Source organism: Sphingobium sp. FW305-3-2-15-F-TSA7, assembly GCF_058787155.1.
Map to the genome: position 1 here is coordinate 84,891 of NZ_JBYSZM010000018.1, position 26,901 is coordinate 111,791.

Here is a 26,901-nt window from a genome sequence, read left to right on the forward strand (position 1 = left end):
ACGGTTCAACCCGAACCGGATCGACTCTAGCTTCACGCCGTCGCGGCGCCGACCTTGACCGCCGGATCGGCCAGTTTCGCAGGATCGACGGGAACGGCCGCCCGGATCAGCCCCTTGGCTTGCCTGAGTTCGCTCGCAGCGTTGACGCCGGTCGCCCCGACCAGCACCCCGCCATCGAGATGGAAGACGATGAAGCGCCCGTCCGCCGGGTGGCCGCGCAGCACATCGTGCGCGGCGACCGGGCGGCCGACGGCTTGCACGGACAGATCATATTGATCGGTCCAGAAACCCGACAGTTCGGCATAATCCGCCTCGGCCACGGCGATCGTACGACCGACATGCTCGCCATGCGCCGCCGCATGATGCCAGTTCTCCTGCCGCTCATGGCCGCCGGTTCGCGCATTGTAATGATAGGCGACCTCTCCCGCCGCGCGGATCGCGGGGTCGCTCGTGCGCCCCTGACCATCGACGACGATACCGCCCGGCACGACATCCAGACCAGCCTCGGCAGCAAGGCGCGTTTCGGGGATCACGCCGACGCCCACAATGACGATCTCCGCTTCGACGGTGCCGCCATCGGAAAGTGCGATCCGGTGATACCTGCCCTCGCGCACCGCCGCGCGCAGGCCGGCGCCGCAGCGAATCTCAACGCCCGCGGCACGATGCCGCTCCGTCAGCAGCGCCGCCATCGTCTCACCGCAGGCACGCGCCATGATGCGCGTTTCCGGTTCGATGACGGTCACCGAAAGACCATGGGACACCGCGCACGCCGCCGCCTCCAGCCCGATCACGCCGCCGCCGACGACGGCGACGCGCCCGCCTTCTGCAAAGGCCTTGCGAAGCCGCACCGCATCCTCGCGATCGCGCAGATAGAATATGCCCGGCGCACCGTGGGGCAGATCGGGCAGCACGCGCAGCCGCGACCCCGTCGCCAGCACCAGCGTGTCATAGGGGAGCCGATCGCCATCGCCGAAAACCACACACGCCTCGATCCGATCGATGGCAGCAACGGGACGGCCGAGCATCAGGTCGATCCGGGCTTCCGCATAATCGGCCTCGCCACGATAGAAGATCGCATCTTCCTCGCCCGGCGATTTCAGCACCTTTTTGGACAAGGGTGGACGATCATAGGGGCGGACCGTCTCGGCGCCGACCAGAACGATCTCTCCCGCAAAGCCGGCCGCACGCGCGGCGAAGGCGCAACGATCGCCGGCAAGCCCGGCGCCGACGATGACGAGGCGGTTTCCGATGGGCTCAGACATGAAAGGCGACTCCCCCCATGCCCGATCCCCATTGGATCACCGGTTCATAATAGACGATCTCGCCCCGCGCGCGCGCAGGCAGGGTGCCGGCCATGAACAGCCAGGACGCGACCTCAAGCCCGCCATTGCCGGTTTCGGCAAGCAGTTCGGCGTTACTGATCCCCGCCAACGCACGCGCGCGTCCTTCGACCAGGTCGCGAAGGATACGCCGATCATAATCCTCGGCCACCCTGCCCTGTCCCGGCACCCGCAGCCAGTGCGACAAGCCACCACCACCGATGACGACGACACGTTCGTCCCCCGGCCTCTCATCCTCGACATAGGTCCGCAACGCCTCGCCCAGCGCGAAGCAGCGCGCCGGCGTCGGCGGCACCGGCATGGCGCTGTTGATGAAGACCGGCACGACCGGCCAGTCGCCTTGCGGATCGCCGATCAGCTTGGTGAGCATCAGCCCATGATCGGGCCGGACCTCCTCGACCTGGACCAGGTCGAAACCGGCCCCGGCGGCGTGGCGTGCCATCCCCTCGGCAAAGGCGCGATGTCCGGCAAAGGGGGTTTGCGGAATGCCCATATCGCCCCAGGGCGTGAAGATATCGGCGATGCCGACCGCAAGGGTCACTTGCTGGCGCAGCGTGAAATTGTTGAGATGATCGCCCGAGGCCACCACCAGCACGTCGGGCGCCAGCGCGCGCACCGCCGCGCGGATCGCCATCATGCCCGCGAACACCCGTTCGGCCTGCACCTCGACGCCATCGGGCGGGAACAGGACATGCGACGTGGCGAAACCACCCACGATCCGTCCCATCAGCTGACCTCCGTACCGGCGCCGGCAAGCAGCCGGTCGATAAACGAGGCTAGCGGACCGGGTCCGGACGGCGCACCCTTCGCATCGATGAACATCCATTTCATCTGCAGATTGGGATGCACGCCCAGCCGCGTCATCGCCGCGATCGAGCCATCGGCCAGCAGCGCCTGTTCCCCGGCATCGATATCGTATCGGACGTAGGTCGCGACCGGATCGGCGCGATGCCGTTCGCGCGCCGCCGGATCGCCGTTCAGATCCTGGATCATGCGGTTGATGCGATAGCTGTCGGTCATCGCCGCACTCCGAACAGGTCGTCACGCAAAAAGGCGGAGGTGACGGCCAGGAATTCGCCGGGCGCCTCGATCATCGCCCAATGGCCGACATGCGGCAGAACGAAGCCCCAGCTATTCTCGAGCAGCTCGAGATAGCCATAGGTCCGCGCCAGGATCGCGACCTTGTCCTCCTTGCCGCCGACCACGAGCGTGGGCGTCTTCACCGCCGCGATCGCATCGCGTTCATAGCTGAGCTTGGAAGAGACGATCGCCTTCAACGCCTTGCGGGCGTGCTCGTCCTGCATGATTTCGTGACGATAGAGGACGGCCTTTTCATCGATCGCATGGCCGGACGCGGTCAGCGCCTCGACGATCCGCCGCATCGCTTCGATCGTATAATCATAGCCGACCAGATGCTTCATATAGGATGGATCGGGATTGGCGATGGCGAGCCCGGCACTGCCCATCAGCACCAGTTTGCCGACGCGTTCGGGCCGCTCCATCGCCATGCCAAGAGCGGTCGCGCCGCCCATCGAATTGCCGACCAGATGCGCCTGCGCGACGCCGAGCGCATCGAGGAAGGCGATCAGATGACGCGTGCGCCCGGCCTGATCATAGGCATAGTCGGCCGGGTCGGGCTTTGCGGTACGGCCGAAGCCGGGCATGTCGGGCACCAGCACACGGAAATGCCGTGCATAGGCGTCGATGCAGGAACGCCAATTGCCCCAGCCGTCCGCGCCTGCCCCGCCGCCATGCACCAGCACCAGTGCCGGACCGTCGCCGCCTTCGAGATAATGGGTCTCGAGCCCATCGGCTTCGAGCGAGCGCGAAGCGAAGCCCGGATGGATGATCGGGGACAGGCTCATCGCAGGTCTCCAGGAGACTGGACGCCACGATTATGCGCGTGGCACAGCTCGCGCCATTTGACGATCGGCATGTCGCCTTCGATCAGCATTTCCTGCAGCCAGGCGCCGTCATCCTTGTAAAAGGTCTGGAGCGCCAGCCGCGCCTCGATATCCTGATTGTTGAAGCCGTCGAGCGAGACCGGCTTCCAGCGATTCCAGAATTCCTGGCGGTGGGCGTGCGCCTCCGCATCGGTCGCGCAGCGCTTGCCGATCATGATCAGATAATAATGATTGTCCTCGTCGATCGGCACATACCATTCGAACTGGTGCCTGCCCGCATCGGGGAAATCGTCGACGCGCAATACCCCCGGCAGCCATAGCGACGCGGCGGTCGTGCGTGTCGCGCTGCCGTCGGTCTTGGGACTGCGCACGCCCTTGACCACCACCTCTCCGCCGATCGCACCGTCCCACAGGACATTGTGATGCGCGAACGAGTCATAGACGCCCTTCGGCTCGCCATCGGTGTCGTGAATGACGATCTGGCCCGATTGCGCGGTGTGCCCGATCGGCAGCGAGCGCTGGGTGTCGGGCACCAGTGGCGAACTGCGATGGATATAGACGTGCAGGCCGTCAAAGCCGTTCTCGCAGCCGACGCGCCAGTTCGAGGGAACGACATAGGAATCGCCTTCCAGCACCATGTCGTCGTCGAGCAGCATCGGCGGGACATCTTCCGCCAGGGGATGGGGCTCGGCGCCTTGGTCCCCGACGAACACGAACACGATGCCCTTGGCTTCCTCGACTGGATAGGTGCGCAGCGTCTGCCGCCCGATCGCCTTGCTGTCGGGCGAGGCCAGGATGTCGGTCAGCATGCCGTCGTCCCAGCGATAGGTGAAACCGTGATACCAGCAGGTGATCGTGCCCTTGGTGTAGCATTCGATCTTCTGCGAAAAGGGTACGCCGCGGTGCAGGCAGCGATCGCGAATGGCGCGGACCGTGCCGTCGATCCGCTTGAGCAGGATCTTCTCGCCGCAGACGGTGACCTGCACGACCTGCGCCTCCGGCACGTCGCGCGACAGCCGGACCGGATACCAGTGATTCCGAAAACCAAGCTTCGCTTCAAGATAGTCGCGCCAGCGCGGCACCTTCTTCAACAGCGCTTCATCGACGAACGTCGACCTCTCCATTCCCGTACCCCTGCCATGGATTGAATGCATTTAATGGATGCAGTATGCACAAAATGAAAAGGCTGTCAAAACCTGTTCGTGCATCCATTAAGAGGTTACGCTACTCGGAAGAGCCATATATACGAGCTTTCCCAACGGCCTTCCGACGACATATGGGAGCGAGAAAAGTGGCAAAGGCAGCGACTCAGGTCGTACAAGGACGACGGTTGCGCGATCAGGTGTACGACCTGATCAAGGAAGACCTGAAAGCAGGCAGCTTCGAGCCGCACCAGCGCTTCTACGAATTCGAGCTTGCCGAGAAATACGGCGTTTCGCGGACCCCGGTGCGCGAAGCGCTGTTCCAGTTGATCCGCGACGGCCTGCTCGTCAGCGAGGAACGCGGCTATACCCTGCCCGTCGATACGCCGAAGCGTTTCGCCGACCGGATCGAAGTGCATATCCTGCTCGATCCCAGGGTCGCCTTTTATGCCGCCACCAAGAACGACGCGGAGGCGGTGAAGGCGCTGCGGAAAGCCTATGACAAGGCGAAGCGCGCGCACGAGACCGGCAAATATGCCGTTTATGTCGACGCCATCCACCAGTTCCGCGTCGGCACGCGCGAGATGTGCGACAATGAACCGCTGCGCCGCTGCGCGCTGATGATCGAGGACCAGTTCCTTCCCGCCCGCAACGAGCTCTTCAAGAAAGACTCCTATCGGGAAATGGACCTGGATCATAACGACCGCATCCTCCGGGCGATCGAGGCCGGCGACGGCCCCGCCGCCGAAGAGGCGACCCGCAATTATATGCTGGAAGTCAGCAAGCTGGTGATCAGCACGCCCGAGGATTTCGGCAGCAGCGAACCGGTGCAGGTCAAGCGCCGGCCGCGCCGGCCACGCACGACCGACTGATACCAGATCTCGATGAGTCGAACTCATCGAGATCTGGTATCAGCCCGCGCGGCGCTTGAGCGAACCGATCGAGGATGCGTCAGCATCTTCGAGATCGCGTATGAAACGCGAAGCGCCGGGCATCGCGATGCCCGGCGCATATCGTCACGCCACGCGCATCCGCGATTCGAGCCCCTGGGCAAAATCGACGTTGCGATCGAGGATCATGCCGGCCGATCGCACGCGGTAAAGATCCGCCCCGGTCGCGGCCGCGGGTTCGATCCCCTGTTCCAGATCGCGCGCCATCTTCAGCAACAGGCGGCGGAAACGGACGATCGCCGCATCGCCCGATCCCAGGGTTTCACGCGAACGATCGACGATCGGCCCCATGCTTTCCTGGATCGCCGCATCCTGCGCACCGATTCCGCGAATGCCGGTGGTGCTGCGCAACCGCTGATGCTCGCGATCGATCAGATAGTCGTTGCGGTTGTTGGCGACGGGCATGAAATCGATTTCATCGACCAGGTCGGCATGGATCTCATGCGGATCCTGCTCGCCATCGACAAAATCCCGTTCGGGATGCCAGGTCATCGTGAATGTCCATGTGTTATAGTCGTCGATCGGCGTCCAGGCATGGCCGACCACGGGTTCGCCATCCCAGCGCGCGATCATGGTGTGGAACGGCAGCAGGAACTGGGTGACCCGCCAATAATAGTCGCTTTCGCTCGCGAGCCGCCGGGCGCCGACCATGAAGCCATAATCGGTATCGCGCACGAAGAAGCGCGGTGACGTATCCTTGGCCATCAGCGGCAGATTGGGATTGATCGGCTGCTGCCGCTGGCGAAAGGGCACGCTGGTGTCAGGATCGAGCAGGCTGTGCAGGATGCCGACATGCGAGGAATCGATCCCGCCTTCGACGGCCTGCGCATAGTTATTCTGCTGCAGCCGCTTCGAAATGAAGCGCCGATGCGAGGGCACCGTCCCCCATTCGAATTGCGGGATCTCCGGCGGCATCCTGTCCGCATCACCCATATAAGCCCAGATCACGCCGCCCCAGTCGCGCATCGGATAGGATTTGATCCGCACCTCCGCGAGCAGCGGCGTGTTGGCGGGTTCGGCCGGCATCTCCATGACATTGCCGTCCACGTCGAACTTCCAGCCATGATAGGCGCAGCGCAGCCCGCATTGTTCGTTGCGGCCATAATAAAGGTCCGCGCGGCGATGCGGACAATAGCGATCGACCAGCCCCGGCCGGCCGAGCGTATCGCGGAAGGCGATCAGATCCTCGCCAAGCAGGCGGACGCGCCGGGGCGGCGCATCGGCCTTCAGTTCGGACGAGAGCATGAAGGGAAGCCAGAACCGGCGAAAGGCGTTTCCCATCGGCGTTCCCGGCCCGACGCGGGTCAGCAGCTCATTCTCTTCCGCACTCAACATCGCTCTCTCCCTCGCAAACCCCATGATCCGATCCGACAAAGCCGAGCGCCAGGAACATGCCGCCCCGTTGCCCGCGCGCCGCGGCCAGCCCCTGCGCGATCATCAGTCGCGACAATGCGGATAGAAGCGACCGGATCGTCATAATGTATACCGCATACATTAAATGAGAAGCCTTCCGCAAGGGGCGGGATCGCCCCACCGTCGCGTCTTGCGCGTTCGCCAAAGTGAATGTACGTATACTGCATCCATTAAATGCAAGGCGAGAAATATGGCGAAGATCGTTCTGGGTATCGGCTCATCCCACAGTCCGGCACTGCTGATGGAGCCCCCGGCCTGGGGCGCGCGCGCCGAGACCGACGACCGCAATTTCTTCGTGCTCCACGATCACAGCGGCGCCCGGGTCCAGTTCGACGAACTGCTCGAACGCGCCGACCCCGGCCTGGCCGACGAAATCACCGATGAGCGGATGGACGCGCGGCACGCGGCCAACCAGCGCGCCATCGCCGAAACCGCACGCCTGCTCGCCGAAGCCGATCCCGACATCGTCATCATCATCGGAGACGATCACAAGGAAGTGTTCAAGGACGACAATATGCCGGCCTTGTCGGTCTATTGGGGCGAGACCGTGCCCTATCGCCCCCAGGGCATCATGAAGTGGAAATATGATCCGACGCTGAAACAGGAATTATGGTATGGGCAGGAACCGGTCGATTATCCGGTCGCGTCCGACCTCGCCTATCGTCTGATCGAGCAGTTGATGGCCGGCGGCTTCGATCCCGCCCATTCGAAACATATGCGCGACGATCAGGCGATGAGCCATTCCTTCGGCTATGTCTATCGCCGGATGATGCCCGAAAAGCCGATCGCCAGCATTCCGGTGAGCATCAACACCTATTATCCGCCCAACAATCTCCATCCCTTGCGCGCCTATCGCCTGGGCGAAGCGATCCGCACCGCGATCGAGGCCTGGCCGGAGGATCTGCGCGTCGCGGTGGTGGCGACCGGCGGCCTCAGCCATTTCGTGGTCGACGAGGCATTCGACAGGGCTTTTATCGAGATCATGCGCAGCGGCACCGCCGAAGACCATGCCAATCTGCCGCTGGAAAAACTGCAATCGGGCAATTCCGAGTTCCGCTGCTGGTCCGCGCTCGCCGGCGCGGTGCAAGGCATGGAGATGGAGTTGATCGACTATGTTCCCTGCTATCGCAGCCTTGCCGGCACCGGCTGCGGCATGACCTTCGCGGTCTGGCGCTGAGATGGCCTTTGTCGATCGCGGCGCCAGCCGGCTCTATTACGAAAGTGCGGGCGCAGGCCCGGCTCTGGTGCTGAGCCATGGCGTCGGCGGCAATCATGCGAGCTGGTTTCCGCAGATTGCGGCACTCGCCGGCCGGTTCCGCATCGTCACCTGGGATCATCGCGGTTTCGGCCTTTCATCCGATGCCGAGGGACTGGGCCGCGCGGGCTTCATCGACGATCTGAAAGCCGTTCTGGACGCCGCCGGGGTCGACCGTTGCGTATTGGTCGGCCAGTCGATGGGCGGCGGCACCAGCCTGGGCTTCGTCTGCACCCACCCCGATCGTGTTGCCGGGCTGGTGATGGCCGACAGCCTCTCTCAGGCGATATTGCCGACCGATATTGCCGCCCGAATGGCCGAAAATGCCGCGCGGACAGCCGATCTTCCGCAAATCGCCCGGGTGCTGGGAACGACGATCCAGCGCCAGTCGCCAGCCTTCGCGACGCTCTATTCCCAGATCGCCGGCTTCAACGCGACGACCCTGAGGACGCTGCGGGGCGAGATGCCGAGCTTCACCGCGGAGGCGCTTTCCGCGACCGGCATTCCATCGCTCTTCATCGTCGGGGAGGAGGATATCCTGTTCCCGCCATGGGCCGTCCGCGCCTTTCAGCGACAGGTGGCCGGGTCGCGCTATGTCGAGCTTGCGCGCACCGGCCACTCAGCCTGTTTCGAACGCCCCGACGCCTTCAACGCCACGCTTGAAAACTGGCTGACCGAGATCGGCCATGTCCCATCGGCCACCGGCTGATCTTCATGGTCCGGTGGCCGATCACGGATCGGCTCAAGTGCCGACGCGCAGCGGCGAGGTCAGACTGCGGAGCGCGGCGATCACCGACAACGCGGTGACCTTGCCCGTTCCCGGCTTTTCAGGCGTCGGTATGTTCTCGATCATCATCTCGAAACGGACGCTGTCGGCATCCACCTTGATCAGATGGGTGTTCCGTTCGCGCGTGGGATCCGCCCAGATCTCAAGCTGCGTGCGATCCGGGCCGATGCCGGCAAGCGCCAGCGAGGCTGCGACATTGACGTTCGCCGGAAAGCCGGCCGCGCCCTCGCGCGCCGTTCCGGCGAACACCCGAAGCGGCTCGGAAAGCGCATCGATGTCGATGCCATTGGCAAGCAGATACGGCGCGCCGAACAGCGAACGCGGTGGCTTGCGCGTGATCATCGTCACCGAGAAGATCTCTCCTTCCGCCGCCGCCCGAACGGCATCCAGGCCGAGCAGCGCGCCGGTCGCGAGGATGATCCGTCCGCCCGATTCGCGCGCCAGATCGACGACGCCCATATTCTCGATCAGCGCGGCCGCACTGACCGTCACCACTTGCCGCCCCGCAGCCAGAGCAGGCGAAACGATGTCGAGAAACGCCGCGGTCGGTGCGCATTCGATGATGACGTCGCAACGCGCCGCCAGCGCTTCCGCCGAAACGACATCCACCGGTTCGGGAAAGGCGGCGAGTGCCGCGCGCGCCTTCTCCGCATCGCCACTCGTCACAGCTTCCAGCCTGGCCCCTTCGACCCCCCGCACCAATGCATGCGCGACGGCCTTCCCGATCACGCCAAAGCCCGCAATTCCGACCTTCAATCCACCCTCCATCAAAAAGATCACATCCCGGCCGCGCCGGGCTGGACAAATTTAATGGATACTGTATACATTAATTCGCGATAGACAGAAGCAATTTATTCCAGAGGAAAAATACATGCCCGCCCCCAGGCCGATCCAAGCGCGGACACACACCGCGCCGCGCGAAGGCGCCGCGCGGCTGCTGTGCGAGCGCGCCTATGCCAATGGCGCCTGGGTAACGGCAGCGGAACGGATCGCCGTCACCAATCCCGCGACGGGAAGAGTCATCGGCAGCGTGCCCGATCTCCCGATCGGCGAAATGGACGCCACCATCGCCGGCGCATCGGCTGCCTTGCCGGCATGGAAGGGGCTGCTGCCGCGTGAGCGCGGCGCGCTGCTGCTTGCCTGGGCCGACGCGATTCTTGCGGCGCGGGCCGAACTGGCGGAACTGATGACGGCGGAGCAGGGCAAACCGCTTGCCGATGCGGCATCCGAGATCGACTATGGCGCAAGCTTCATCCGCTGGTTCGCGGAAGAAGCCAGCCGGGTCTATGGCGAGGTGATCCCAAGCCATCTGCCCAACCGCAAATTGCTGGCGCAGCGCGAAGCGCTGGGCGTCGTCGGCCTGGTCACCCCCTGGAACTTCCCCTCGGCAATGCTGGCGCGCAAGGCGTCGGCCGCGCTTGCCGCAGGCTGCACCGTCGTCGCGGTTCCTTCGGGCGAAACGCCCTTTTCGGCATTGGCGCTCGCCAAGCTGGCCGCCGATGTCGGCATTCCGCCCGGCGTCTTCTCCGTCCTGACCGGAGACCCCATTGCCCTGGTCGGCGCCCTGTGCCGGGATCCGCGCGTCCGCGGCCTGTCGTTCACGGGATCGACGCATGTCGGGCGTATCCTCGCCGCGCAGTGCGCACCGACGCTCAAAAGGCTGTCGATGGAACTGGGCGGACATGCCCCCTTTCTGATCTTCGACGATGTCGATGTCGTCGCGGCGGCGAAAGCGGCCGCCGCCGCAAAGTTCCAGACCAGCGGACAGGACTGCCTCGCCGCCAACCGCATCTTCGTGCATCGGGGGATCTACGACGCCTTCGTCACGGCCTTTGCCGCGGCAACGGCGCGGATCATCGTCGGCGACGGCACCGATCCGGGGGTCGAACTCGGCCCGATGATCAACCGGCGCAGTTTCGACAAGGCCGCGGACCATGTCGCCGACGCCATCGGGAAGGGTGCGCGCCTGATCGCGGGCGGCGGCGCGCATGCGCGCGGCGGGCTCTTCTTCGCGCCGACGGTGCTAGCCGATGTGACGCCGGCGATGAAGATCATGCACGAGGAAACCTTCGGCCCCGTCGCCGCGCTGCTTCCCTTCGACGAAGAGGCGGCGCTGATCGAAGCGGCCAATGCCAGCGAATATGGCCTGGCCGCCTATGTCTTCACCAATGATCTGGCGCGTGCGCATCGCCTGGCCGACGCGCTCGAATACGGCATGATCGCGGTGAACACCGTTTCGATGACGGGCGCGCCGATCCCGTTCGGCGGCATCAAGCAATCCGGGCTCGGTCGCGAAGGATCCCGCCACGGGATCAACGAATTCACCGAGCTCAAATATATGTGTGTGGGTCTGTCTCCCGCCACATCGTCCATGTCTCAAAAAGGGGGATAATATGGCCAAGGTCGCACAAAAAGTCGTCGAGGCACTCAGGGAAATCGGCGTCACCCATGTCTTCGGCGTGCCGAGCGGTGGCTGGGTCGATTATATGGAGGAGCTCCGCAAGGCCGACGGTATCGAGTTCGTGCTGGCGACGCATGAAGGCGGCGCGGGCATGATGGCCGATGTCTATGGCCGCCTGACCGGCAAGCCGGGCGTCTGTTTCGGCACCTTCGGGCCCGGCGCGACCAATCTCGCGACCGGGGTGGGCGAGGCGTTGCTCGACCGTTCGCCGATGATCGCGCTCACCGACGAATTCGGCGAGAAGCTGCGCGGCCGCACCGTGCAGATGGGCATCGATCATCAGGCGCTGTTCGCGCCGCTCACCAAGAAGACGACCCGGCTGACCGCGGACGGCGTCAAGGCGACGATCTTCGATGCCGCCATGGTCGCGATGGAGGGACGCCCCGGCCCGGTTCATATCGGCCTGCCGGTCGGCATGTCGGCGGAGGAAGCGGGCGAAGAAGTCCTCCAATTCGAACCGCCGGTGGCGCGCGCCGCCGCCGACGCCGATGCACTGGACAGGGCAGCGCGATTGTTCGCCGATGCGCGCAGACCGGTGCTCGCGCTCGGCCTGGGCGCGGTCGCTGCGGGCGCCGGGCCAAAGGCGCGGGCGCTTGCCGAGCGTTTCGGACTGCCCGTGATATTGACGCCGATGGCGAAGGGCCTGCTTGCCGAGGATCATCCGAATTATGCCGGCATCCTGTTCCATGCGCTGAGCGATCAGGTGGGCGTGACCCATGCCGAAGCCGATCTGGTCGTCGCGATCGGCTACGACCCCATCGAGTTCAATTATGAGAGCTGGATGGCCGAGGTACCGCTGGTCAGCCTCGACATCGAACCCGCCGACATCGACCGCGCCACCTATCCCGACGTCATCGATGTCGTCGGCGATATCATGTCGAGCATCGATACATTGTTGGCGCTGCCCGCCGGCACCAGGGATTGGGACCTGACGGCACTGGCGGAACGGCGCGACGCGATGTTCGCCGCGCTGGAGCCGGGCAACGGTCCCTTCGGGCCGCGTGCGGCGCTCGCCATCCTGCGCGACCTTTTGCCGGCCGATGGCATCATGACCTGCGATGTCGGGGCGCACACGCATCTGATCGGGCAGCTCTGGCGCACGCCGGCGCCGGGAACGCAGATCATGACCAATGGCTGGTCGACCATGGGCTTCGGCGTTCCGGCCGCGATCGCCGCGAAGCTGGTCCACCCCGAACGGCCGGTCTGCGCCGTGGTCGGCGATGGCGGTTTCCTGATGACGGTCGGCGAGCTCGCCACCGCCGTGCGCCACAATGCCCGGATCGTCGTCATCGTCCTGACCGACAACGACCTGGCGCTGATCCGCATCAAGCAGGAGAAGAAAGGCAACCCGATCTACGGCACGCCCGTGCGCGCGACCGGCACGATCGGCGGCGACAATCTGTTCGGCGTGCCCGTCGAGAGTACCCGCACGCCGGAGGAATTCCGCGCGGCCCTGGCCAAGGCCTTCGCCGCCGATGGGCCGATGATCGTCGAGGCGATCGTCGACAGCCACGAATATGACGCCCTCGTCCTCAAGAAGGACAAGCCCGACGCCTGAGGCGCGGCGCATCACCGAAAACCGGAGACTCTGGATGAGCGACCTCATCTTTCTATGCAAGGCCGACGACGTGCGGGAAAACGGCGTCGTCCAGGTTACCCCGCCCGGGTTCGACGACGGCATCGCCGTCTACAGGCTCGGCGACGAATATTTCGCGACCGACGACATGTGCACTCACGCGCTGGTGTCGCTGTCGGGCGGGGACGTCGAAGACGGCATCATCTATTGCCCGCTTCATGGCGGCGCCTTCGATATCCGCACCGGCGCTCCCACCGAATATCCCTGCACGCGCCCCCTCAAGACCTACAGGGTCGAATTGAGGAATGGCGCGCTCTACGCCGATACGGCGGGCTGAACCCGCGCAGGCGGCTGCAGGATTATCTGCCAGCCCGGAGTCATAGGCAGCGAAGCTGGAGCGATTTCGAGACAGGCCGAATCCCCTGCCTCGAAATCGCTCTAAATCGCGAAAACCGGACAGAGCATCGGAGTCGATCCGAACGGGATCGACTTCAGGCCGGCGCTGCCGCGCGGCCCGCTTTCTCCGCCCCGCGTCCAAAGCGCGGCAAGGTGGCAAGCAATATGGTGGACAGCAGCAACCCCATTGCAGACCAGCCCAACGCCGCTCTGTAATTTCCCGTGAGATCGAATGCCTCGCCCACCAGATAGGGCCCGATCGCACTGCCGATCATGAAGGCGGCGAAGATCCAGCCATAGATCTGGGCAAAGGCACGAGCGCCATAATAGCGGCTGACCAGAAGCGCCAGGAGATCGGTTTCCGCGCCCGTGCCGATCGCCAGGAAGGTGACGGCGACCGCGATCTGCAGGGCACCGTCATCCGCGAACATCAGCATCGCCGCACCAGCGGCGGATAACGCGAAGCAAATGGCCCCGACCCAAGGCGCGAAATACCGATCGAACAGATATCCGCAGACGATGCGTGACGCGAGCGAGACGGCGAACATGCCGCTCATCGTCGCGACGCTCATCTGCGGCGAGAGGCCGCGATCCGAAAGCAGCGAAGGCAGGTGGATCTGGATGCCATGCAGCGCCACCGCGGCAAGCAGAAACACGACCAACATCGTGCCGAAACTTCGCGTGGCGACAGCCTGACCGATCGTCTCGCCAACAGCCCCGCGCTCAACGGACGGCGCACCCTCCCGCGACGGCCGAGCCCGGCGTCCCACCACCAGAATCATGGGAATGCCAATCACGACCGGGAGCAACGCCAGACCATGGAAGCCGGCGGCCCAACCACCGTTTTCGATCAAGGTGACGGCGATCATCGGCGCCATCGCCGCGCCCAGCGGCATACCGCTCATCGCAAAACCGAGCACCAGTCCGCGCGACCTGTCGAATGCCGCGGACAGGACCTTGACGTAGATCACCGAGCTGGACGCAGAGCCTGTCACGCCAATCCAGCACGCCCCGGCATAGAGACCGGCAATACCGAAATGATCGATCAACATGGGCAGCGCGGCCAGGCCCGCAGCATAAGCGAGGATCGAACAGATGGCGGGCCGGACCACGCCGAACCGATCGATCAGTGCGCCGGCGATCGGCATGGCCCCGGCCATCGACAGCGCCATGACCGTGATCGCGAACGAGATCTCCCCGCGCCCCCATCCAAAGGCCGCGTTCAACGGCTTGAGGAATACCGACAGCGGGATCAGCGCCACGGCGATCAACGATACCGCAACGCCAAGCACCGCCGATGCGACCAGCCCCCAATCGCCGCGCCTTAGATCGCCTTGCATCCACTCACTCCCGAATCGGCTTAATCCGCAGGCTTCCAGATCCAGTCGATATCGTCGCGCGGCGTGCCCTTTGGCCGAGCCGGCCGCCACGACGCCGCGTCATCGGCCGACCCCTTGCCCGAATAGGTCGCATATTCGGGATAGGGGTAGAGCGGTCGCGTGCGCACGACTCCGCCGTCGGGCCGACGCTGCGTCGCGACGACGGCATTGGGCGCTTCACCCTTTTCCACCCATCGAACCATCGGCTCGAGCATGTCGAAATCGTTGGGCGCCTCTCCCCCGCGGCAATGCAGCATGCCGGGGATCATGAAGGTACGGAACCATTGCCGGGTGGCATCGAGCCCGTCCCTTGCCCATAATTTGGCGTAATAATCGAGCGCGGCGAGGGGCGAGGTCCCTTCGTCGGACCAGCTATGATACAGGATCAGCTTGCCACCGCGCGCATGGAATGCGCCCAGATCGGGACGGCCGCGTGGCGGCACGGGATCGTAAAGCGCGGCCGTTTTCTCAACCTTGGCGGCATCGGCATCGAAATCGAAATCCCAATAACCATAGGGGCCATCGGGATTCTTCTCGAATGCGAGATACGGCAGATAATTGTTGGTCAGCGCGCGCAGGAAGAAGCCGTTCCATCCGACCTCGCTGCCGAACATCAAATGGCCCGGGAACAGACGCTCACCGCGGCTGTTGCGTGCGCCGCCATAGATGTTCTCGGCAGAGCGGATCTGCACGCCGGACAGGCAATCGGCCGCGTCTTTCCCGGCCGGACAGGCGATCGATCGCACGTCGAAATTGCACTGCCGCGGATCGTTCAGGATGCCGTCGGCGAGGCCGTCCAGCGTGTCGCATTTCGCGAGAACCGCGCGATGCAGCAGCTTCAACTTATCGTCGCTGAACACAGGGGTGCCATCGCGCGTCAGCAACTGGCGCGCGTCCCAATTGTTGGCGAACGCGCCCAGCCGCCCGGCAAAAGCGGGATTGCCGGCGATGATCCCGTCAAAGTCTCCGGGATGATATTGCGCGGACATCAATCCTTCCCGGCCGCCCGTCGAACAGCCGCGAAAATACGACTTCCCCGGCCGCGTTCCATAATAGGCCGCAACGATCGCCTTGGCTGCGATCGACGCGACATGGGTCGATCGGGCGCCATAGTCGATGCGCAACTGCTCGACACCGCCCCACAGTGCCGGCCCACCGCCGACATGCCCCATATTCTGGGCGGCGACGGCGAACTTGCCGGCCAGGGCCGTCGTGCAGCCTTCGATATAGCCCAAGGTGCCGCACAGGCCGCCACAGCCCTGCTGAAGGTAGCGCCCGTTCCAGCCCGACATGGGCAATCGCAACTGCACCTGTATCTGCGGCGCGACGACAGCGACGATGTCGCAATATTCACCAACGGCGGCGGACGCGGCCACCGTTCGCGCCGAGAGGATCGTGGCCGGCGCTTCGGCAAGAGCGATGAAATCGCGCTTCGTCATCGCCTCGCAGGCCATTGCCGGGCGGATATCGGCATCGAGCCCGGCAATGGCGGGCTGGGCAGCCGCGGGCGATGGCATCGACAACAGAGCCAAGCCTATTGCCGCGATGATCCGGTTCACAAGGTATCGCATCGCCCTCTCCCAGGGATCGTTCGGTGGTGACGCAGCCTGCTCTAGAAGCGCAGCTTCGCACCCAGATAGAAGCGCCGGCCCAATGGATCGTAAAGCGACGGGTCGGTCTGGCCCGGCATGCCGTCCACATCCAGGGGCCGCTTGTCGGTCAGATTGTTCACGCCACCGTAAAGCTCGAACGCCGCGTCCACCTTCGCCCGCCAGAACAGGTCGAAACTGCTGTACGAAGGCACACCGGGTCGGGGCGTCGTCGGTGTGGTCACGCTGGTGGCCGAACGCATCGCATCGAGGAAATTCCATCGAAGACCAAGGCTCGCGGAAGAGGTGCTGTAGCCGAGCGTGGTGTTGACCCGCCATTTCGCCTGCGGCCCGAGTGGACCATTGACCGTACCCGCATAGTCCAGGAACGGCAGGGTATCGAGGCTGGCGATCTTGAAGCTGTTGACGTAGCTCCCCAGTATGTCGAGGCTGAGCGCGCTACCGCCTTCGCCCAGATCGAACCGCCAGTTGAGCTGGAAATCGACGCCATCGGTCTTGATCCCACCCGAATTCACGGGGCGGGTATCGAGCGATATGATCTGGCCGCCCGCAGAACGCATGATCTGCCGGCAGAACAGATTGGCCGGATCGAAATCGGGATTCGAACCGAGTTCGTTGAAACAGTTCCGGAGCGACGTCGCGGCGGGGATGAAGTTGATCGCGTTCCTGACCTCGACATTGTAATAATCGACCGTCAGCGTGAAGTTCCTGAAGGGACCGCTCTGCCATCTCGGCCGGAAGACCGCGCCGATGGTGAAAGTGTCCGCCTTTTCGGGCGTCAATGCTTCGTTCGATATCGTCGATCCCCCGACCTGGGGCACCGGGAAGCTGAAGCTGTCGACCAGCGACGCCGGCACACCCTGCGCGACGCACAACGTCCGAACCTTGGCGGCCTGGGAATTGCCCGCCGCCCGGAATGTAGAGGCGATGTCGCATGGATCGCCCTGGCCGAGCGCGGTGAAGCCGATGAACGGAGGATTGGCGACCGATCCGCCGAACAGCTCGCCGATATTGGGGGCGCGAATGGCGCGCTGGTAACCACCGCGCAGACGCAAGGCATCGACCACCTGCCAGCTGAGATCGGCCTTGTAGGTGTGCGCCCCACCCGTCGTATCATAGTCCGAATAGCGATAGGCGATGTTGAGCGAGAGTTCCTGGATCGCCGGAATATCTTTCAGCAACGGGATCAGCAGCTCGCCGAACATCTCCTTCACTTCGGTTTTCGCGTCGGTCGCGTTCGAGGGCGAAAGCGCGATCAGATCCGCCGTCGGCAGGCCGTTTTCGAGTACCGGATCGTTCCGGAATTCGAAGCCGTTCCGGCGATAGCCGGCACCAGCGGCGAAGCGCGCTTCGCCGGCGGGAAGCGTGAACAGCCTGCCCTGCAGGCTTGCTTCCACCGCGTCCTGGGTCAGCGACGAGAAGGACGGCGCGATACGGCTCGCAAAGGCGATACACTGCGCCGAAACCGGATTGTTGCCGAACGGGTTGAAACCGCCCGCGCACAGGCTGGCGCCGCCATCCGATGCGAACAGCAATCGTTCGAGCGCCTGGTACGAGACCGCACCGGAGATCGGCGCATCGATCTTGGTCTTGCCGTGCGATCCGTAGATTTCCCAGCTCATGTCCCCGGTCCCGAGCTTGCCGGTCAGGCCCGCCAGCAACTGATAGGTATCCGTCTTGCGATGCTGCGCGCGCGGACCGAAGACGGTGATCCCCTTGGTGATCGCGAAATTCGCGTTGGGTTGCGGGCGTGAGGCGAGCACGGTCTTGAGGTCCGCCGGAATGAACGGATTGGTTACCGGCACCACCAGGTCCCACACGTTGAAGCCGGCCAGCGTCAACGGGATCTTCAGCGTGGTCTCGGTCGAGGTGTAGAGCCCCTGGGCGAAAAAGCGCACATCGTCGGTGAGTTCGTAGGAAACCCGCCCGAATGCGCCGTAGCGCTTCAGCGCGGTGGAAAGCAGCTGGTTGGGATCCTGGTTGCTTGAAAAGACGAGCTGGTTGTTCGCGGTGTTCAGATAATAGCCGCTGTCGATGCCCGCGCCCCGATAGTTCCGTATCCCAGCGCTTTGCGTGAACAAGCTCCCGTCGGCATTGAAACTCAGGTTGGAACTGTTCGAAACGGTTCCGGGAACGCCATAGCGCGTGTTGAACAGGCTCGTCAGCACAGTCGAGGACGGCCGATTGCCGAAGGGAAGAAAATAGGGCGTCGCCAGATCGGCGGGCCCGACCGGCCCGGCGAGGCCAGGCTGATAGACACCCTCCGGCAAGATCGTCGTTCCGCCCAGTCCAGCGGCCGCAGTCCTGTCGAAATAGTCGCGCTGGCCAATCGATATGGCGGCGCGATCATAATAGCTCAGCGCCATGATGGCGGATCCCCTGCCGCCGGCGAATTTGGCGCCGGCCGTCAGGCTGGTATCGACGGTTCGCCCGTCGCCGCGTTCGGTGACGCCGACCTGCGACGCGAGTTCGATGCCGGTGAAATTGCGCTTGAGCTTGAAATTGGTGACGCCCGCGATCGCGTCGGACCCATAGACGGCCGAGGCACCACCGGTGATCACCTCCACCCCTTCGATCAGCGAGGCCGGAATCGAGCTGACGTCGATCTGGAGATTGGCGGCGGCCGGCTGCGCGCGACGGCCATCGAGCAGCACCAGGTTACGCGCGGATCCCAATCCGCGGAGATTTAGGGCGCCTTGCCCGACATTGCCGCCGATCAGCAATGCGGTCTGGAACTGGGTACCGCCCGGAGTGAACTGGGGCAGCCGCAACAGGCTCTGCTCGAGTTCGACCGCACCGGTATTTTCAAGCGCCTGCTCGTTCGTGGTCACGATCGGACTGTTCGAGGTCAGGTCACGCCGCGCGATCCGCGATCCCGTGACGACGATATCGGCGGCTTCGGGCGCGGCCGCATCGGATTGCGCGGCGACCGCATCCGAACCGTCCTGCGCGATAGCCTGACCGCCACCGAGAGTTGCCGTGATACACGTCGCCAGCAGCATTGCCCGTCGCGAAATGCGCATTCCCGTCTTCAAAGCCATTTGCCCCATCCCTCCCTGACTGCATGTTCGGCGTTTCGGCTCTCTACCCTGCGGACACAGACCGTTTCCGGCCGTTGATCGAGGTCCGCGAACAGGGGTGGAGGTGTGCCGAGTTCCGCTCTTGATTTAATGTATGCCGTATTATGCATACATTAAATGACGAGTCAATTGGCCGGAACCACATCCCGCACGAAGCAACGAAAGCCAGGAAACTCAGGGATTTTACGCGGTGACAGGTATGACGAGCGCCATGCATCGCCTGCACAACGCTCTCGGATCTTTCGATCGCCGGCAGCATGCGAACATGCTGCCGGCACACCATCGGCGAGCCGGACCAGCCCCGACTTCCGTTTCGATGCCGGGGGAATCGGCGACGCGATGCCGCCGCCGATCTATCCCGCGCGCGCCATCCGGTCGCGATCCTCGACGTCGAGCGCGGCGAGCGATGCGCCACGGGTTTCGCGCATATAGAGCGCCGCACCCAGGCTGACCGCGCCGGCGAACAGGATGTAGATCGCGATCGGCGTCCAGTCCTCATAGCTGCGCAGCAGCGCGGTGCCGATCAGGGGCGCCCAGGATCCGGCGACGATCGCCGTCGCCTGATAGCCGAGCGACACCCCCGAATAGCGCATCCGCGTCGGGAACATCTCCGCCATGACCGCGGGCTGCGCCGCGTACATCAGGCCATGGACCGCCAGCCCCAGGATGATCGCGGTCAGGATCTGGACGGTCTCGCCCGTGCCGAACATCGGAAAGGCGACGAACGGCCAGACCATCGTCAGCGCGGCGCCCAGCATATAGACGGGCCGTCGCCCCCAGCGATCCGCCGCCGCGCCGTAAAGCGGGATCAGCACGACATGCGCGATGTGCGCGAAGAACAGCAATGTCAGGATGCGGGTCGTGTCGACCTTGAGATGATTGAGATAGGTGATCGAGAAGGTGACCACCATATAATAGAGGATATTCTCGCCGAAGCGCAGGCCCATCGCAGTGAACACGCCGCGCGGATAACGGCGAAAGACCTCGGTCAGCCCATAGCCGGCATCGGCCTGCTGTTCGATCCGCGCCTTCGCCGCTTCGAAGATCGGCGAGTCCGTCACCTGGGTGCGGATATAATAGCCGATGCCGACGATGATCACCGACAGCCAGAAACCGACGCGCCAGCCCCAGGACAGGAACGCCTCTTCGGAAAGCGTCGCCGACAGGATCAGCAGCACGACGGTGGCGAGCAGATTGCCGAGCGGCACGCCGGCCTGGGGAAAACTGCCCCAGAAGGCGCGGCTGCGATTGGGGCTGTGCTCGGTCACCAGCAGCACCGCGCCACCCCATTCGCCGCCGAGCGCGAAGCCCTGGACGAAGCGCAGCAGCACCAGCAAGGCCGGCGCCCAATAGCCGATCGATGCGTAGACGGGCAGGCAGCCCATCAGGAAGGTCGAGACACCGATCAGCACCAGGCTGAACTGGAGCAGCGACTTGCGCCCGATCCGGTCGCCGATATGGCCGAAGACGATACCGCCCAGCGGCCGCGCGATGAAGCCGACGGCATAGGTGGCGAAGGCGGCGATGATCCCGTCCAGCTCGTTGCCCGAATTGGGGAAGAACAGCTTGCCGAACACCAGGGTGGCGGCAGTGCCATAGAGGAAGAATTCATACCATTCGACGACGGTGCCCGCCATCGACGCGCCGACCACTTTCTTGAGATAGGGCAGGTCCGCGGTTTCTTCGTGCTTCATGTTACCCGCTCCCCAAGCCGCCCCTTCAGCGCCGCTTCACCATCGGCAGCACCCGATCGAGCGGCAGCGCTTCGATCGTGCCGTTATGGCCCGCGACCGTCTTCGCCGTGAAGAGCGAATTGAGCACCGCTTCCTCGGTCGCCTCGGCGACGGCCTGGAACAGCGGCGACATGTCGTCGTTGGGAATGGTCTCGACCGATGCCGTCGCCGAACGGCGCTCGGGCGTGCGGCGCACCGCCTTATTGGTCGAAAAGGCGACGGCATAGTCGCCCGATCCGTTGGAGAAGCTCGAACCGGTGCGCGCGATACCGGCAAAGGCGCGTTCGGCGATACGGCGCAGATTGCGGTCGGACACCGGCGCATCGGTGGCGATGACGATCACCACCGATCCGTCGGCCTTGCGCTGCTCGATCTCGGTCTTGAAATCATATTGGCCGAGCCGGACGCCGACAGGCACGCCGGCAATGTTGAGTACACCGCCATAGTTGGACTGGACGAGTACGCCGACCGTCCAGCCGCCCAGCGATGCCGGCAGCTTGCGCGACGAGGTGCCGATGCCGCCCTTCCAGCCGAACGCGACGGTGCCAGTGCCGGCGCCGACCGCACCTTCCTCGACCGCACCGCCCTTCGCGGTCTCGATCGCGCGGCGCGCATCGGCCTTGGTGACGTGGCGGCCGCGTATGTCGTTGAGGTAACCGTCATTGGTTTCGCCGACCACGGCATTGACCGAGCGCACCTGTTCGTTGCCGGGCTGCGCCAATGTCCATTCGATCGCGCCCGCCGCCGCTTCCGCGACATTGAGCGTGTTGGTCAGCAGGATCGGCGTCTCGACCTCGCCGAGTTCGGCCACCTGCGTCGACCCCATGAACTTGCCGAAGGCATTTTCCGCGACAAAGCCGGCGGGCACCTTGTCCTGGAAGATGTTGCCGCCATGCGGCAGCACTGCGGTGACGCCGGTATGTATCTTCGTCCCCTCGACCAGCGTCACCTGCCCGACGCGCACGCCCTCGACATCGGTGATGCCGTTGAGCGGCCCGGGTTCGAGGATGCCGACCACGACACCCGCATCGCGGGCACGCGGCCCCGCCAGCGCCGTACCGCCGATCGCCATGGCCAGCACCATCGCCGCCGCTGTCGTCGCAAGTCCGTTCCTCACCCTGTTCCCCTCATTGCCGGTCCGTGGAACGCTTAACTGCGCCACCACGTTTGATCTTCATGCGCCCCTTAGCGGACGCGATCGATCCTTCGGAGTATAAATCGATGCTTTGGACAATTGCCGTCATCCTCCTGGTGCTCTGGCTGCTGGGCTTCGCCTTCCACGTCGCCGGCGGGCTGATCCATATCCTGCTGGTAATCGCGGTCATCGTGGGGCTGATCCAGCTCTTCACCGGCCGTCGCGTCGTCTAGCTTTTCGGGTGAGGCCGGGCTGCTTCACCATCGTCATTGCGAGCCCTTCGACTGCCTGCCAAGGCAGGCGCTCAGGATGAACTTCGATCCTACGGATCGAAGCGCGGCAATCCGGGGATGCGTCAACACTCTGGATTGCCTCGTCGCTACGCTCCTCGCAATGACGACAGATCGGGATAGCCCAGTTATTTTATCGTTTTGACCGCAAGAAGCGGAGAGTGTGCGGATCGCGCCGATGCCACTGTGTCTTCAAGAGAACTTCTGGAGATATATGATGAGCACCGACGATCGCCCCTTTGCGGGCGAAACCCTGAACTATGCTTCTATCGGAACGCCGCTCGGCATCGCATTGGTCGCGGCAAGCGAGCGTGGCGTCGCCGCCATCCTGATCGGCAGCGATCGCGCGCGCTTACTCCGCGACCTGCACGCGACACTCGGCGGCGCCACGCTGCTCGAGGACCCGACCGCACTGGCAGGGGCGCTGGATGCGGTGTCGGACCTGTTAGCCCACCCGGAAAAGGGCGCGGCCTTCGCGCTCGACCTGCGCGGATCGCCGCTCGAGCTCGCGGTATGGAAGGCGCTGCGCATGGTGCCGGGTGGCGATACGATCGGCTATGGCGAACTCGCTCGCTGGCTGAGCATTCCCGCCACCGCGCAGGAGGTCGGCGCCGCCTGCGCCGCCAATCGCGTTGCCGTGGCGGTGCCATGCCACCGCGTGGTCAAGGCCGATGGCGGCATTTCCGGCTATCGCTGGGGCGTCGAGCGCAAGCGGCGGCTGATCAATATGGAAGCCGTGGCGTGAACGAGGTTCAGGCGCGCGTCGATGCGATCGACTGGGAGAATGCGCGGACCGGGCTGGATGCGCAGGGCTGGGCGATGCTGCCCGGGCTGCTGAGCGAAGCCGAGTGCGACGCCACCGCTGCGCTCTATGCGCCGACCGACATCTTCCGCAGCCAGGTGGTCATGGCGCGGCATGGGTTCGGCCGGGGCGAATATCGCTATTTCGCCTATCCGCTGCCACCGCTGGTGCAGGACTTGCGAACGGCGCTTTATCCGCACCTCGCACCGATCGCCAATCGCTGGCACGAACGCATGGGGATCGAGGCGCGCTTCCCCGACGATCACGCCGATTTTCTCGGCCGCTGCCACGATGCGGGCCAGAGGCGGCCGACGCCGTTGCTGCTGCGCTATGGTGCGGGCGACTATAATTGCCTGCATCAGGATCTGTACGGCGCGCACGTCTTTCCGCTTCAGGCCGCGATCCTGCTGTCGCGGCCGGGCGCGGATTTCACGGGCGGCGAATTCGTGCTCACCGAACAGCGTCCAAGGATGCAGTCGCGGGCGGAAGTGGTGCCGCTGGGCAAGGGCGATGCGGTCGTCTTCGCGGTCAATGCCCGCCCGCGGGCCGGCACGCGCGGCGATTATCGCGCGATGCTGCGCCATGGGGTAAGCACGCTGCGGTCGGGCCATCGCCATACGCTGGGGATCATCTTCCACGATGCTGCATGATCTGTTCGCGCGCGATCGACTGGCCATCGCGCCCGGCGCAGTGCTGCTCGGCGGCTTCGCATGCGACGACGCGCAATGCCTGCTCGGTCATGTCGCCGATATCGCCGGGCAGGCGCCGTTCCGCCATATGGAGACGCCCGGCGGGCGCCGCATGTCGGTGGCGACGACGAGTTGCGGTGCGTTGGGCTGGACGAGCAGCGCGCGCGGCTATCGTTATGCCGCGCATGACCCGGAAAGCGGCGCCGCCTGGTCGGCGATGCCCGCGATCTTCGCCGATCTGGCCGGGCGTGCTGCCGCCGCCGCGGGCTTTCCCGGCTACGCACCCGACGCGTGCCTGATCAATCGCTATGCACCCGGCACACGCCTGACACTGCATCAGGATCGCAACGAAGCCGACATGACCGCGCCGATCGTCTCGATCTCGCTCGGCCTGTCCGCGACCTTTTTATGGGGCGGTGCGGAACGCCGTGATCGGCCGCGCCGGATTCCGCTGCACCATGGCGACGTGATGGTCTGGGGCGGCCCCGCACGCCTGAGCTTTCACGGCATCGACACGCTGCCGCGCGGCGAACATCCGTCGACGGGATCGTATCGTTACAATCTCAGCTTTCGCCAGACCGGGATCAGGCCCGATCCGCCAGCGCCGCGTTGATCGTGCCGGCCAGCGCAATATCACGGTCCGACACGCCATCGGCGTCATGCGTGGTCAGCCAGATATCGACGCGGTCGTGGACGTTGGACCATTCGGGATGATGGTCGGCGGCATCGGCGGCGATCGCGATCTGCGCCATGAAGCCGACCGCCAGCGTGCAGCTCGGGAAGCGGAGCCGGCGATACAGCGCATTGCGCGTGTCATCGAACGCCCAGCCGTCCAGGCCGGCCAACGCCTCGTTCCGCGCTTCCGTCGAAAGCGGCGTCATGCGTAGACCCTCAGCAGCGGCGCAGCCGCCTCGACGAACCGCTCGATATTCTCCTCGGTCAATCCGGCGACGTTGATACGGCCATTGCCCGCCATATAGATGCCGTGCATCTCGCGCAGCTCGGTCACCGCCTCGGGCGAGAAGGGCAGCAGCGCGAACATGCCGGTCTGGCGCACCGCGCCGGCGAACAGCGGATGGCTCTGCGCCAATTTCTCGCGCAGGCGAGAGATGCGGTCGCGCATCTCGTCGAGTTCGGCGTGCCAGAGCTGGACGAGGTCGGGACGCTCCAGGATGACGCGGACGATCGCGGCGCCATGATCGGGCGGCATCGACCACAGGCCGCGGGCGACCACCAGCATATTGTCGCGCGCGATCTGCGTCGCTTCGGCGGTCCGGCCCTGCACCCACAATGCGCCGACACGCTCGCGATACAGGCCGAAATTCTTGTCGCAGGAATAAGCGAGCAAAGCTTCGTCGCACGCGGCGAGCAGCTGGCGCGCCAGCCCCGCATCCTCTTCGAGCCCGCGGCCCAGCCCCTGATAGGCCAGGTCGATCAGCGGCACGAGCCCGCGGCGCGCGCACAGCTCGACCAGCGCCTCGGCCTGCCCCTCGTCCAGCTCGGCGCCGGTGGGATTGTGCGACGATCCGTGCACCAGCACGACATCGCCCGGCTCGGCGCCCTCCAGCGCGTTCATCATCGCACCGAATTCGATCCGCTGCGTTTCCGCGTCGAAAAAGGGATGAGGCAGGATTTCGAGCCCGGCGCCCGCGAAGATCGGCGCGTGATTGGGCCAGGTCGGCGTGCCCGTCCAGATGCGGGCACCGGGACGCGAACGCGCGACGAGCTCCGCGGCAAGCCGCAGCGCACCGGTTCCGCCGGGCGTCTGCACGCCGCCCCGCCGCGGCGATCCCGCCCCGTCTGCGCCGAACACGATCGGTTCGAGCAGTTCGACGAAGCGGACATCGCCTTCCGCGCCGAGATAGGATTTGCTCTCCTGCGTCTCGAGCAGGATGGCCTCGGCCGCCTTGACCGCCCTCAGCACGGGCGTGGCGCCGTCATCGTCGCGATAGATGCCGACGCCCAGATCGATCTTGCCGGGGCGCGGATCGTCACGGTGAAGCACGATCAGCCGCAACAGGCCGTCGGCGGGTTGGGGCGCGAGCCCCGAAAACAATGTGGTCATGCAGCGGACTCCAGACGCGAATGCGCATAGGCCTGAGTGCCATGCGTAAAGACGACGTCGTCCGCAAGCACATCGTCGGTCGCGAGATCGGGCGCGACGTCCGTCGCATCGGCGATCGCCGCATAGACCGGGGCGAAATCGGTCTCGAGCGTCTGGCGCAACAGATCCTCGAAGCTGTCGATCACGAAATAGGTCTGCTGATAATCGTCGATGCGATAATCTGTGCGCATCACGCGCTGCAAGTCGAAGCCGATCCGGTTGGGCGACGGATCGTCGAGCGCGAAGCGCGATTCGCCGAAGGACGAGACGATGCCCGCGCCGTAGAGCTTGAGCGCGTCGCCGTCGCGGATCAGGCCGAACTCGACGGTGTACCAATAGAGCCGCGCGAGCTGCTTGATCATGCCGAGCTTGGCCGCACGCAGCCCGCCCTCGCCATAGGCCTGCATATAATCGGCGAACACCGGATGCGCGAGCAGCGGCACATGGCCGAACACGTCGTGGAAGATATCGGGTTCCTGCAGATAATCGATCTGCTCGGGCGTGCGGATGAAACGGCCGGCCACGAAGCGCCGATTGGCAAGATGGTCGAAGAACACCTCGTCAGGGACGAGGCCGGGTACGGCCACCACCTGCCATCCGGTCGCCTTCATCAGCCGGTCCGACAATTCCTCGAAATCGGGAATGCCCGGCCGCGACATGCGCAGGATATCGAGCCCGTCGATAAAGGCCGGCACGACCCGCGACGGCAGCATCTCCGCCTGACGCGCGAAGAGCGTGTCCCACATCGCATGCTCGTCTGTTGTGTAAGACGACCAATTCTGCGGAACGGTCCAGTCCTCGGCGGAACCGGGAGGGCGAATGAGATCTGATCCAGCCATGATGCGATTATACACT

At 64.7% G+C, this 26,901-nt stretch carries 25 protein-coding genes; 10 read left to right on the plus strand and 15 right to left on the minus strand.

Annotation, left to right across the window (positions count from 1 at the left end):
* Positions 1–32: 32 nt before the first annotated feature.
* Genes AC3WN8_RS15600 through AC3WN8_RS15620 form a run of 5 tightly spaced genes read right to left on the minus strand, consistent with a single transcriptional unit; the run spans position 33 to position 4,368 of the window.
* The gene (locus AC3WN8_RS15600; protein WP_492670369.1) at positions 33–1,262 is read right to left on the minus strand and encodes an NAD(P)/FAD-dependent oxidoreductase; all 1,230 of its coding nucleotides are present in this window, start codon (positions 1,260–1,262) and stop codon (positions 33–35) included.
* Positions 1,255–2,067, minus strand: a complete 813-nt coding sequence (locus AC3WN8_RS15605; protein ID WP_492670370.1) for a DODA-type extradiol aromatic ring-opening family dioxygenase — start codon at positions 2,065–2,067, stop codon at positions 1,255–1,257. The genes AC3WN8_RS15600 and AC3WN8_RS15605 overlap by 8 nt, the downstream gene beginning before the upstream one ends.
* Entirely contained in the window at positions 2,067–2,360 is a 294-nt protein-coding gene (locus tag AC3WN8_RS15610; RefSeq protein ID WP_492670371.1) for a hypothetical protein, read from the minus strand. The genes AC3WN8_RS15605 and AC3WN8_RS15610 overlap by 1 nt, the downstream gene beginning before the upstream one ends.
* Entirely contained in the window at positions 2,357–3,205 is an 849-nt protein-coding gene (locus AC3WN8_RS15615) for an alpha/beta fold hydrolase (protein ID WP_492670372.1), read from the minus strand. Before AC3WN8_RS15615 ends, AC3WN8_RS15610 begins: the two co-directional genes overlap by 4 nt.
* Positions 3,202–4,368 (minus strand): Rieske 2Fe-2S domain-containing protein, encoded by a 1,167-nt coding sequence (locus AC3WN8_RS15620; RefSeq protein ID WP_492670373.1) that lies wholly within the window; start codon positions 4,366–4,368, stop codon positions 3,202–3,204. The genes AC3WN8_RS15615 and AC3WN8_RS15620 overlap by 4 nt, the downstream gene beginning before the upstream one ends.
* Before the next feature lie 167 nt (positions 4,369–4,535).
* On the opposite strand from AC3WN8_RS15620, the gene AC3WN8_RS15625 reads away from it, so the two are divergent.
* Complete coding sequence (locus AC3WN8_RS15625; RefSeq protein ID WP_492670374.1) at positions 4,536–5,258, plus strand: GntR family transcriptional regulator; 723 nt, start codon at positions 4,536–4,538, stop codon at positions 5,256–5,258.
* Positions 5,259–5,402: 144 nt separating this feature from the next.
* Here the strand turns inward: AC3WN8_RS15625 and AC3WN8_RS15630 are convergent, their stop codons facing one another.
* A complete protein-coding gene (locus AC3WN8_RS15630; RefSeq protein WP_492670375.1) occupies positions 5,403–6,671 on the minus strand; it encodes a Rieske 2Fe-2S domain-containing protein in 1,269 nt (422 codons plus the stop codon).
* Positions 6,672–6,939: 268 nt separating this feature from the next.
* Here AC3WN8_RS15630 and AC3WN8_RS15635 point away from each other — a divergent pair, with 268 nt between their 5' ends.
* Complete coding sequence (locus AC3WN8_RS15635) at positions 6,940–7,926, plus strand: DODA-type extradiol aromatic ring-opening family dioxygenase (RefSeq protein ID WP_492670376.1); 987 nt, start codon at positions 6,940–6,942, stop codon at positions 7,924–7,926.
* A 1-nt stretch (position 7,927) separates the two neighbouring features.
* Positions 7,928–8,713 (plus strand): alpha/beta fold hydrolase, encoded by a 786-nt coding sequence (locus AC3WN8_RS15640; protein WP_492670377.1) that lies wholly within the window; start codon positions 7,928–7,930, stop codon positions 8,711–8,713.
* A 33-nt stretch (positions 8,714–8,746) separates the two neighbouring features.
* Here AC3WN8_RS15640 and AC3WN8_RS15645 read toward each other — a convergent pair whose 3' ends face one another.
* Entirely contained in the window at positions 8,747–9,547 is an 801-nt protein-coding gene (locus tag AC3WN8_RS15645) for an aspartate dehydrogenase (protein ID WP_492670378.1), read from the minus strand.
* A 115-nt stretch (positions 9,548–9,662) separates the two neighbouring features.
* Here AC3WN8_RS15645 and AC3WN8_RS15650 point away from each other — a divergent pair, with 115 nt between their 5' ends.
* From AC3WN8_RS15650 to AC3WN8_RS15660, 3 genes are read left to right on the plus strand one after another with little or no spacing between them, the layout of a single operon-like run.
* Positions 9,663–11,183, plus strand: coding sequence for an NAD-dependent succinate-semialdehyde dehydrogenase (locus AC3WN8_RS15650; protein WP_492670379.1), 1,521 nt, complete (start codon positions 9,663–9,665; stop codon positions 11,181–11,183).
* A gap of 1 nt (position 11,184) precedes the next feature.
* A complete protein-coding gene (locus AC3WN8_RS15655) occupies positions 11,185–12,810 on the plus strand; it encodes a thiamine pyrophosphate-binding protein (protein ID WP_492670380.1) in 1,626 nt (541 codons plus the stop codon).
* 34 nt (positions 12,811–12,844) lie between these two features.
* Positions 12,845–13,165: a non-heme iron oxygenase ferredoxin subunit gene (locus AC3WN8_RS15660; protein WP_492670381.1), complete on the plus strand. Its 321-nt coding sequence runs from the start codon at positions 12,845–12,847 to the stop codon at positions 13,163–13,165.
* 154 nt (positions 13,166–13,319) lie between these two features.
* On the opposite strand, the gene AC3WN8_RS15665 is transcribed toward AC3WN8_RS15660, so the two are convergent.
* The 5 genes from AC3WN8_RS15665 to AC3WN8_RS15685 form a co-directional block, all read right to left on the minus strand.
* The gene (locus AC3WN8_RS15665; RefSeq protein WP_492670382.1) at positions 13,320–14,564 is read right to left on the minus strand and encodes an MFS transporter; all 1,245 of its coding nucleotides are present in this window, start codon (positions 14,562–14,564) and stop codon (positions 13,320–13,322) included.
* A 20-nt stretch (positions 14,565–14,584) separates the two neighbouring features.
* A complete protein-coding gene (locus AC3WN8_RS15670) occupies positions 14,585–16,174 on the minus strand; it encodes a tannase/feruloyl esterase family alpha/beta hydrolase (RefSeq protein ID WP_492670383.1) in 1,590 nt (529 codons plus the stop codon).
* A 41-nt stretch (positions 16,175–16,215) separates the two neighbouring features.
* Positions 16,216–19,254: a TonB-dependent receptor domain-containing protein gene (locus tag AC3WN8_RS15675; protein WP_492670384.1), complete on the minus strand. Its 3,039-nt coding sequence runs from the start codon at positions 19,252–19,254 to the stop codon at positions 16,216–16,218.
* A 392-nt stretch (positions 19,255–19,646) separates the two neighbouring features.
* On the minus strand, positions 19,647–20,987 hold the full coding sequence (locus AC3WN8_RS15680) for an MFS transporter (RefSeq protein WP_492670385.1): 1,341 nt from the start codon (positions 20,985–20,987) through the stop codon (positions 19,647–19,649).
* Positions 20,988–21,012: 25 nt separating this feature from the next.
* The gene (locus tag AC3WN8_RS15685; RefSeq protein WP_492670409.1) at positions 21,013–22,110 is read right to left on the minus strand and encodes a DmpA family aminopeptidase; all 1,098 of its coding nucleotides are present in this window, start codon (positions 22,108–22,110) and stop codon (positions 21,013–21,015) included.
* A gap of 137 nt (positions 22,111–22,247) precedes the next feature.
* On the opposite strand from AC3WN8_RS15685, the gene AC3WN8_RS15690 reads away from it, so the two are divergent.
* The 4 genes from AC3WN8_RS15690 to alkB all read left to right on the plus strand — a co-directional run bounded on the left by AC3WN8_RS15690 (position 22,248) and on the right by alkB (position 24,555).
* Entirely contained in the window at positions 22,248–22,394 is a 147-nt protein-coding gene (locus AC3WN8_RS15690; protein WP_222991311.1) for a lmo0937 family membrane protein, read from the plus strand.
* Positions 22,395–22,668: 274 nt separating this feature from the next.
* The gene (locus AC3WN8_RS15695; RefSeq protein ID WP_492670386.1) at positions 22,669–23,196 is read left to right on the plus strand and encodes a methylated-DNA--[protein]-cysteine S-methyltransferase; all 528 of its coding nucleotides are present in this window, start codon (positions 22,669–22,671) and stop codon (positions 23,194–23,196) included.
* The gene (locus AC3WN8_RS15700; RefSeq protein ID WP_492670387.1) at positions 23,193–23,903 is read left to right on the plus strand and encodes a 2OG-Fe(II) oxygenase; all 711 of its coding nucleotides are present in this window, start codon (positions 23,193–23,195) and stop codon (positions 23,901–23,903) included. Before AC3WN8_RS15695 ends, AC3WN8_RS15700 begins: the two co-directional genes overlap by 4 nt.
* Positions 23,893–24,555: a DNA oxidative demethylase AlkB gene (gene alkB / locus AC3WN8_RS15705; RefSeq protein ID WP_492670388.1), complete on the plus strand. Its 663-nt coding sequence runs from the start codon at positions 23,893–23,895 to the stop codon at positions 24,553–24,555. The genes AC3WN8_RS15700 and alkB overlap by 11 nt, the downstream gene beginning before the upstream one ends.
* Here alkB and AC3WN8_RS15710 read toward each other — a convergent pair.
* The 3 genes from AC3WN8_RS15710 to phhA are packed head-to-tail and all read right to left on the minus strand — an operon-like array spanning position 24,527 to position 26,885.
* On the minus strand, positions 24,527–24,823 hold the full coding sequence (locus tag AC3WN8_RS15710) for a 4a-hydroxytetrahydrobiopterin dehydratase (protein WP_492670389.1): 297 nt from the start codon (positions 24,821–24,823) through the stop codon (positions 24,527–24,529). The genes alkB and AC3WN8_RS15710 overlap by 29 nt on opposite strands.
* Complete coding sequence (locus AC3WN8_RS15715) at positions 24,820–26,007, minus strand: amino acid aminotransferase (protein ID WP_492670390.1); 1,188 nt, start codon at positions 26,005–26,007, stop codon at positions 24,820–24,822. The genes AC3WN8_RS15710 and AC3WN8_RS15715 overlap by 4 nt, the downstream gene beginning before the upstream one ends.
* Positions 26,004–26,885, minus strand: a complete 882-nt coding sequence (gene phhA / locus AC3WN8_RS15720) for a phenylalanine 4-monooxygenase (RefSeq protein WP_492670391.1) — start codon at positions 26,883–26,885, stop codon at positions 26,004–26,006. The genes AC3WN8_RS15715 and phhA overlap by 4 nt, the downstream gene beginning before the upstream one ends.
* Between the last annotated feature and the right edge of the window lie 16 nt (positions 26,886–26,901).

Coding starts and splice junctions, on each gene's coding strand:
- AC3WN8_RS15675 (WP_492670384.1), bottom strand. CDS start 19,254: ATGGCTTTGAAGACGGGAATGCGCATTTCGCGACGGGCAATGCTGCTG.
- phhA (WP_492670391.1), bottom strand. CDS start 26,885: ATGGCTGGATCAGATCTCATTCGCCCTCCCGGTTCCGCCGAGGACTGG.
- AC3WN8_RS15670 (WP_492670383.1), bottom strand. CDS start 16,174: ATGCGATACCTTGTGAACCGGATCATCGCGGCAATAGGCTTGGCTCTG.
- AC3WN8_RS15715 (WP_492670390.1), bottom strand. CDS start 26,007: ATGACCACATTGTTTTCGGGGCTCGCGCCCCAACCCGCCGACGGCCTG.
- AC3WN8_RS15685 (WP_492670409.1), bottom strand. CDS start 22,110: ATGGTGCTGGCCATGGCGATCGGCGGTACGGCGCTGGCGGGGCCGCGT.
- AC3WN8_RS15650 (WP_492670379.1), top strand. CDS start 9,663: ATGCCCGCCCCCAGGCCGATCCAAGCGCGGACACACACCGCGCCGCGC.
- AC3WN8_RS15695 (WP_492670386.1), top strand. CDS start 22,669: ATGAGCACCGACGATCGCCCCTTTGCGGGCGAAACCCTGAACTATGCT.
- AC3WN8_RS15665 (WP_492670382.1), bottom strand. CDS start 14,564: ATGCAAGGCGATCTAAGGCGCGGCGATTGGGGGCTGGTCGCATCGGCG.
- AC3WN8_RS15600 (WP_492670369.1), bottom strand. CDS start 1,262: ATGTCTGAGCCCATCGGAAACCGCCTCGTCATCGTCGGCGCCGGGCTT.
- AC3WN8_RS15690 (WP_222991311.1), top strand. CDS start 22,248: ATGCTTTGGACAATTGCCGTCATCCTCCTGGTGCTCTGGCTGCTGGGC.
- AC3WN8_RS15635 (WP_492670376.1), top strand. CDS start 6,940: ATGGCGAAGATCGTTCTGGGTATCGGCTCATCCCACAGTCCGGCACTG.
- alkB (WP_492670388.1), top strand. CDS start 23,893: ATGCTGCATGATCTGTTCGCGCGCGATCGACTGGCCATCGCGCCCGGC.
- AC3WN8_RS15610 (WP_492670371.1), bottom strand. CDS start 2,360: ATGACCGACAGCTATCGCATCAACCGCATGATCCAGGATCTGAACGGC.
- AC3WN8_RS15680 (WP_492670385.1), bottom strand. CDS start 20,987: ATGAAGCACGAAGAAACCGCGGACCTGCCCTATCTCAAGAAAGTGGTC.
- AC3WN8_RS15660 (WP_492670381.1), top strand. CDS start 12,845: ATGAGCGACCTCATCTTTCTATGCAAGGCCGACGACGTGCGGGAAAAC.
- AC3WN8_RS15710 (WP_492670389.1), bottom strand. CDS start 24,823: ATGACGCCGCTTTCGACGGAAGCGCGGAACGAGGCGTTGGCCGGCCTG.
- AC3WN8_RS15640 (WP_492670377.1), top strand. CDS start 7,928: ATGGCCTTTGTCGATCGCGGCGCCAGCCGGCTCTATTACGAAAGTGCG.
- AC3WN8_RS15615 (WP_492670372.1), bottom strand. CDS start 3,205: ATGAGCCTGTCCCCGATCATCCATCCGGGCTTCGCTTCGCGCTCGCTC.
- AC3WN8_RS15630 (WP_492670375.1), bottom strand. CDS start 6,671: ATGTTGAGTGCGGAAGAGAATGAGCTGCTGACCCGCGTCGGGCCGGGA.
- AC3WN8_RS15655 (WP_492670380.1), top strand. CDS start 11,185: ATGGCCAAGGTCGCACAAAAAGTCGTCGAGGCACTCAGGGAAATCGGC.
- AC3WN8_RS15620 (WP_492670373.1), bottom strand. CDS start 4,368: ATGGAGAGGTCGACGTTCGTCGATGAAGCGCTGTTGAAGAAGGTGCCG.
- AC3WN8_RS15605 (WP_492670370.1), bottom strand. CDS start 2,067: ATGGGACGGATCGTGGGTGGTTTCGCCACGTCGCATGTCCTGTTCCCG.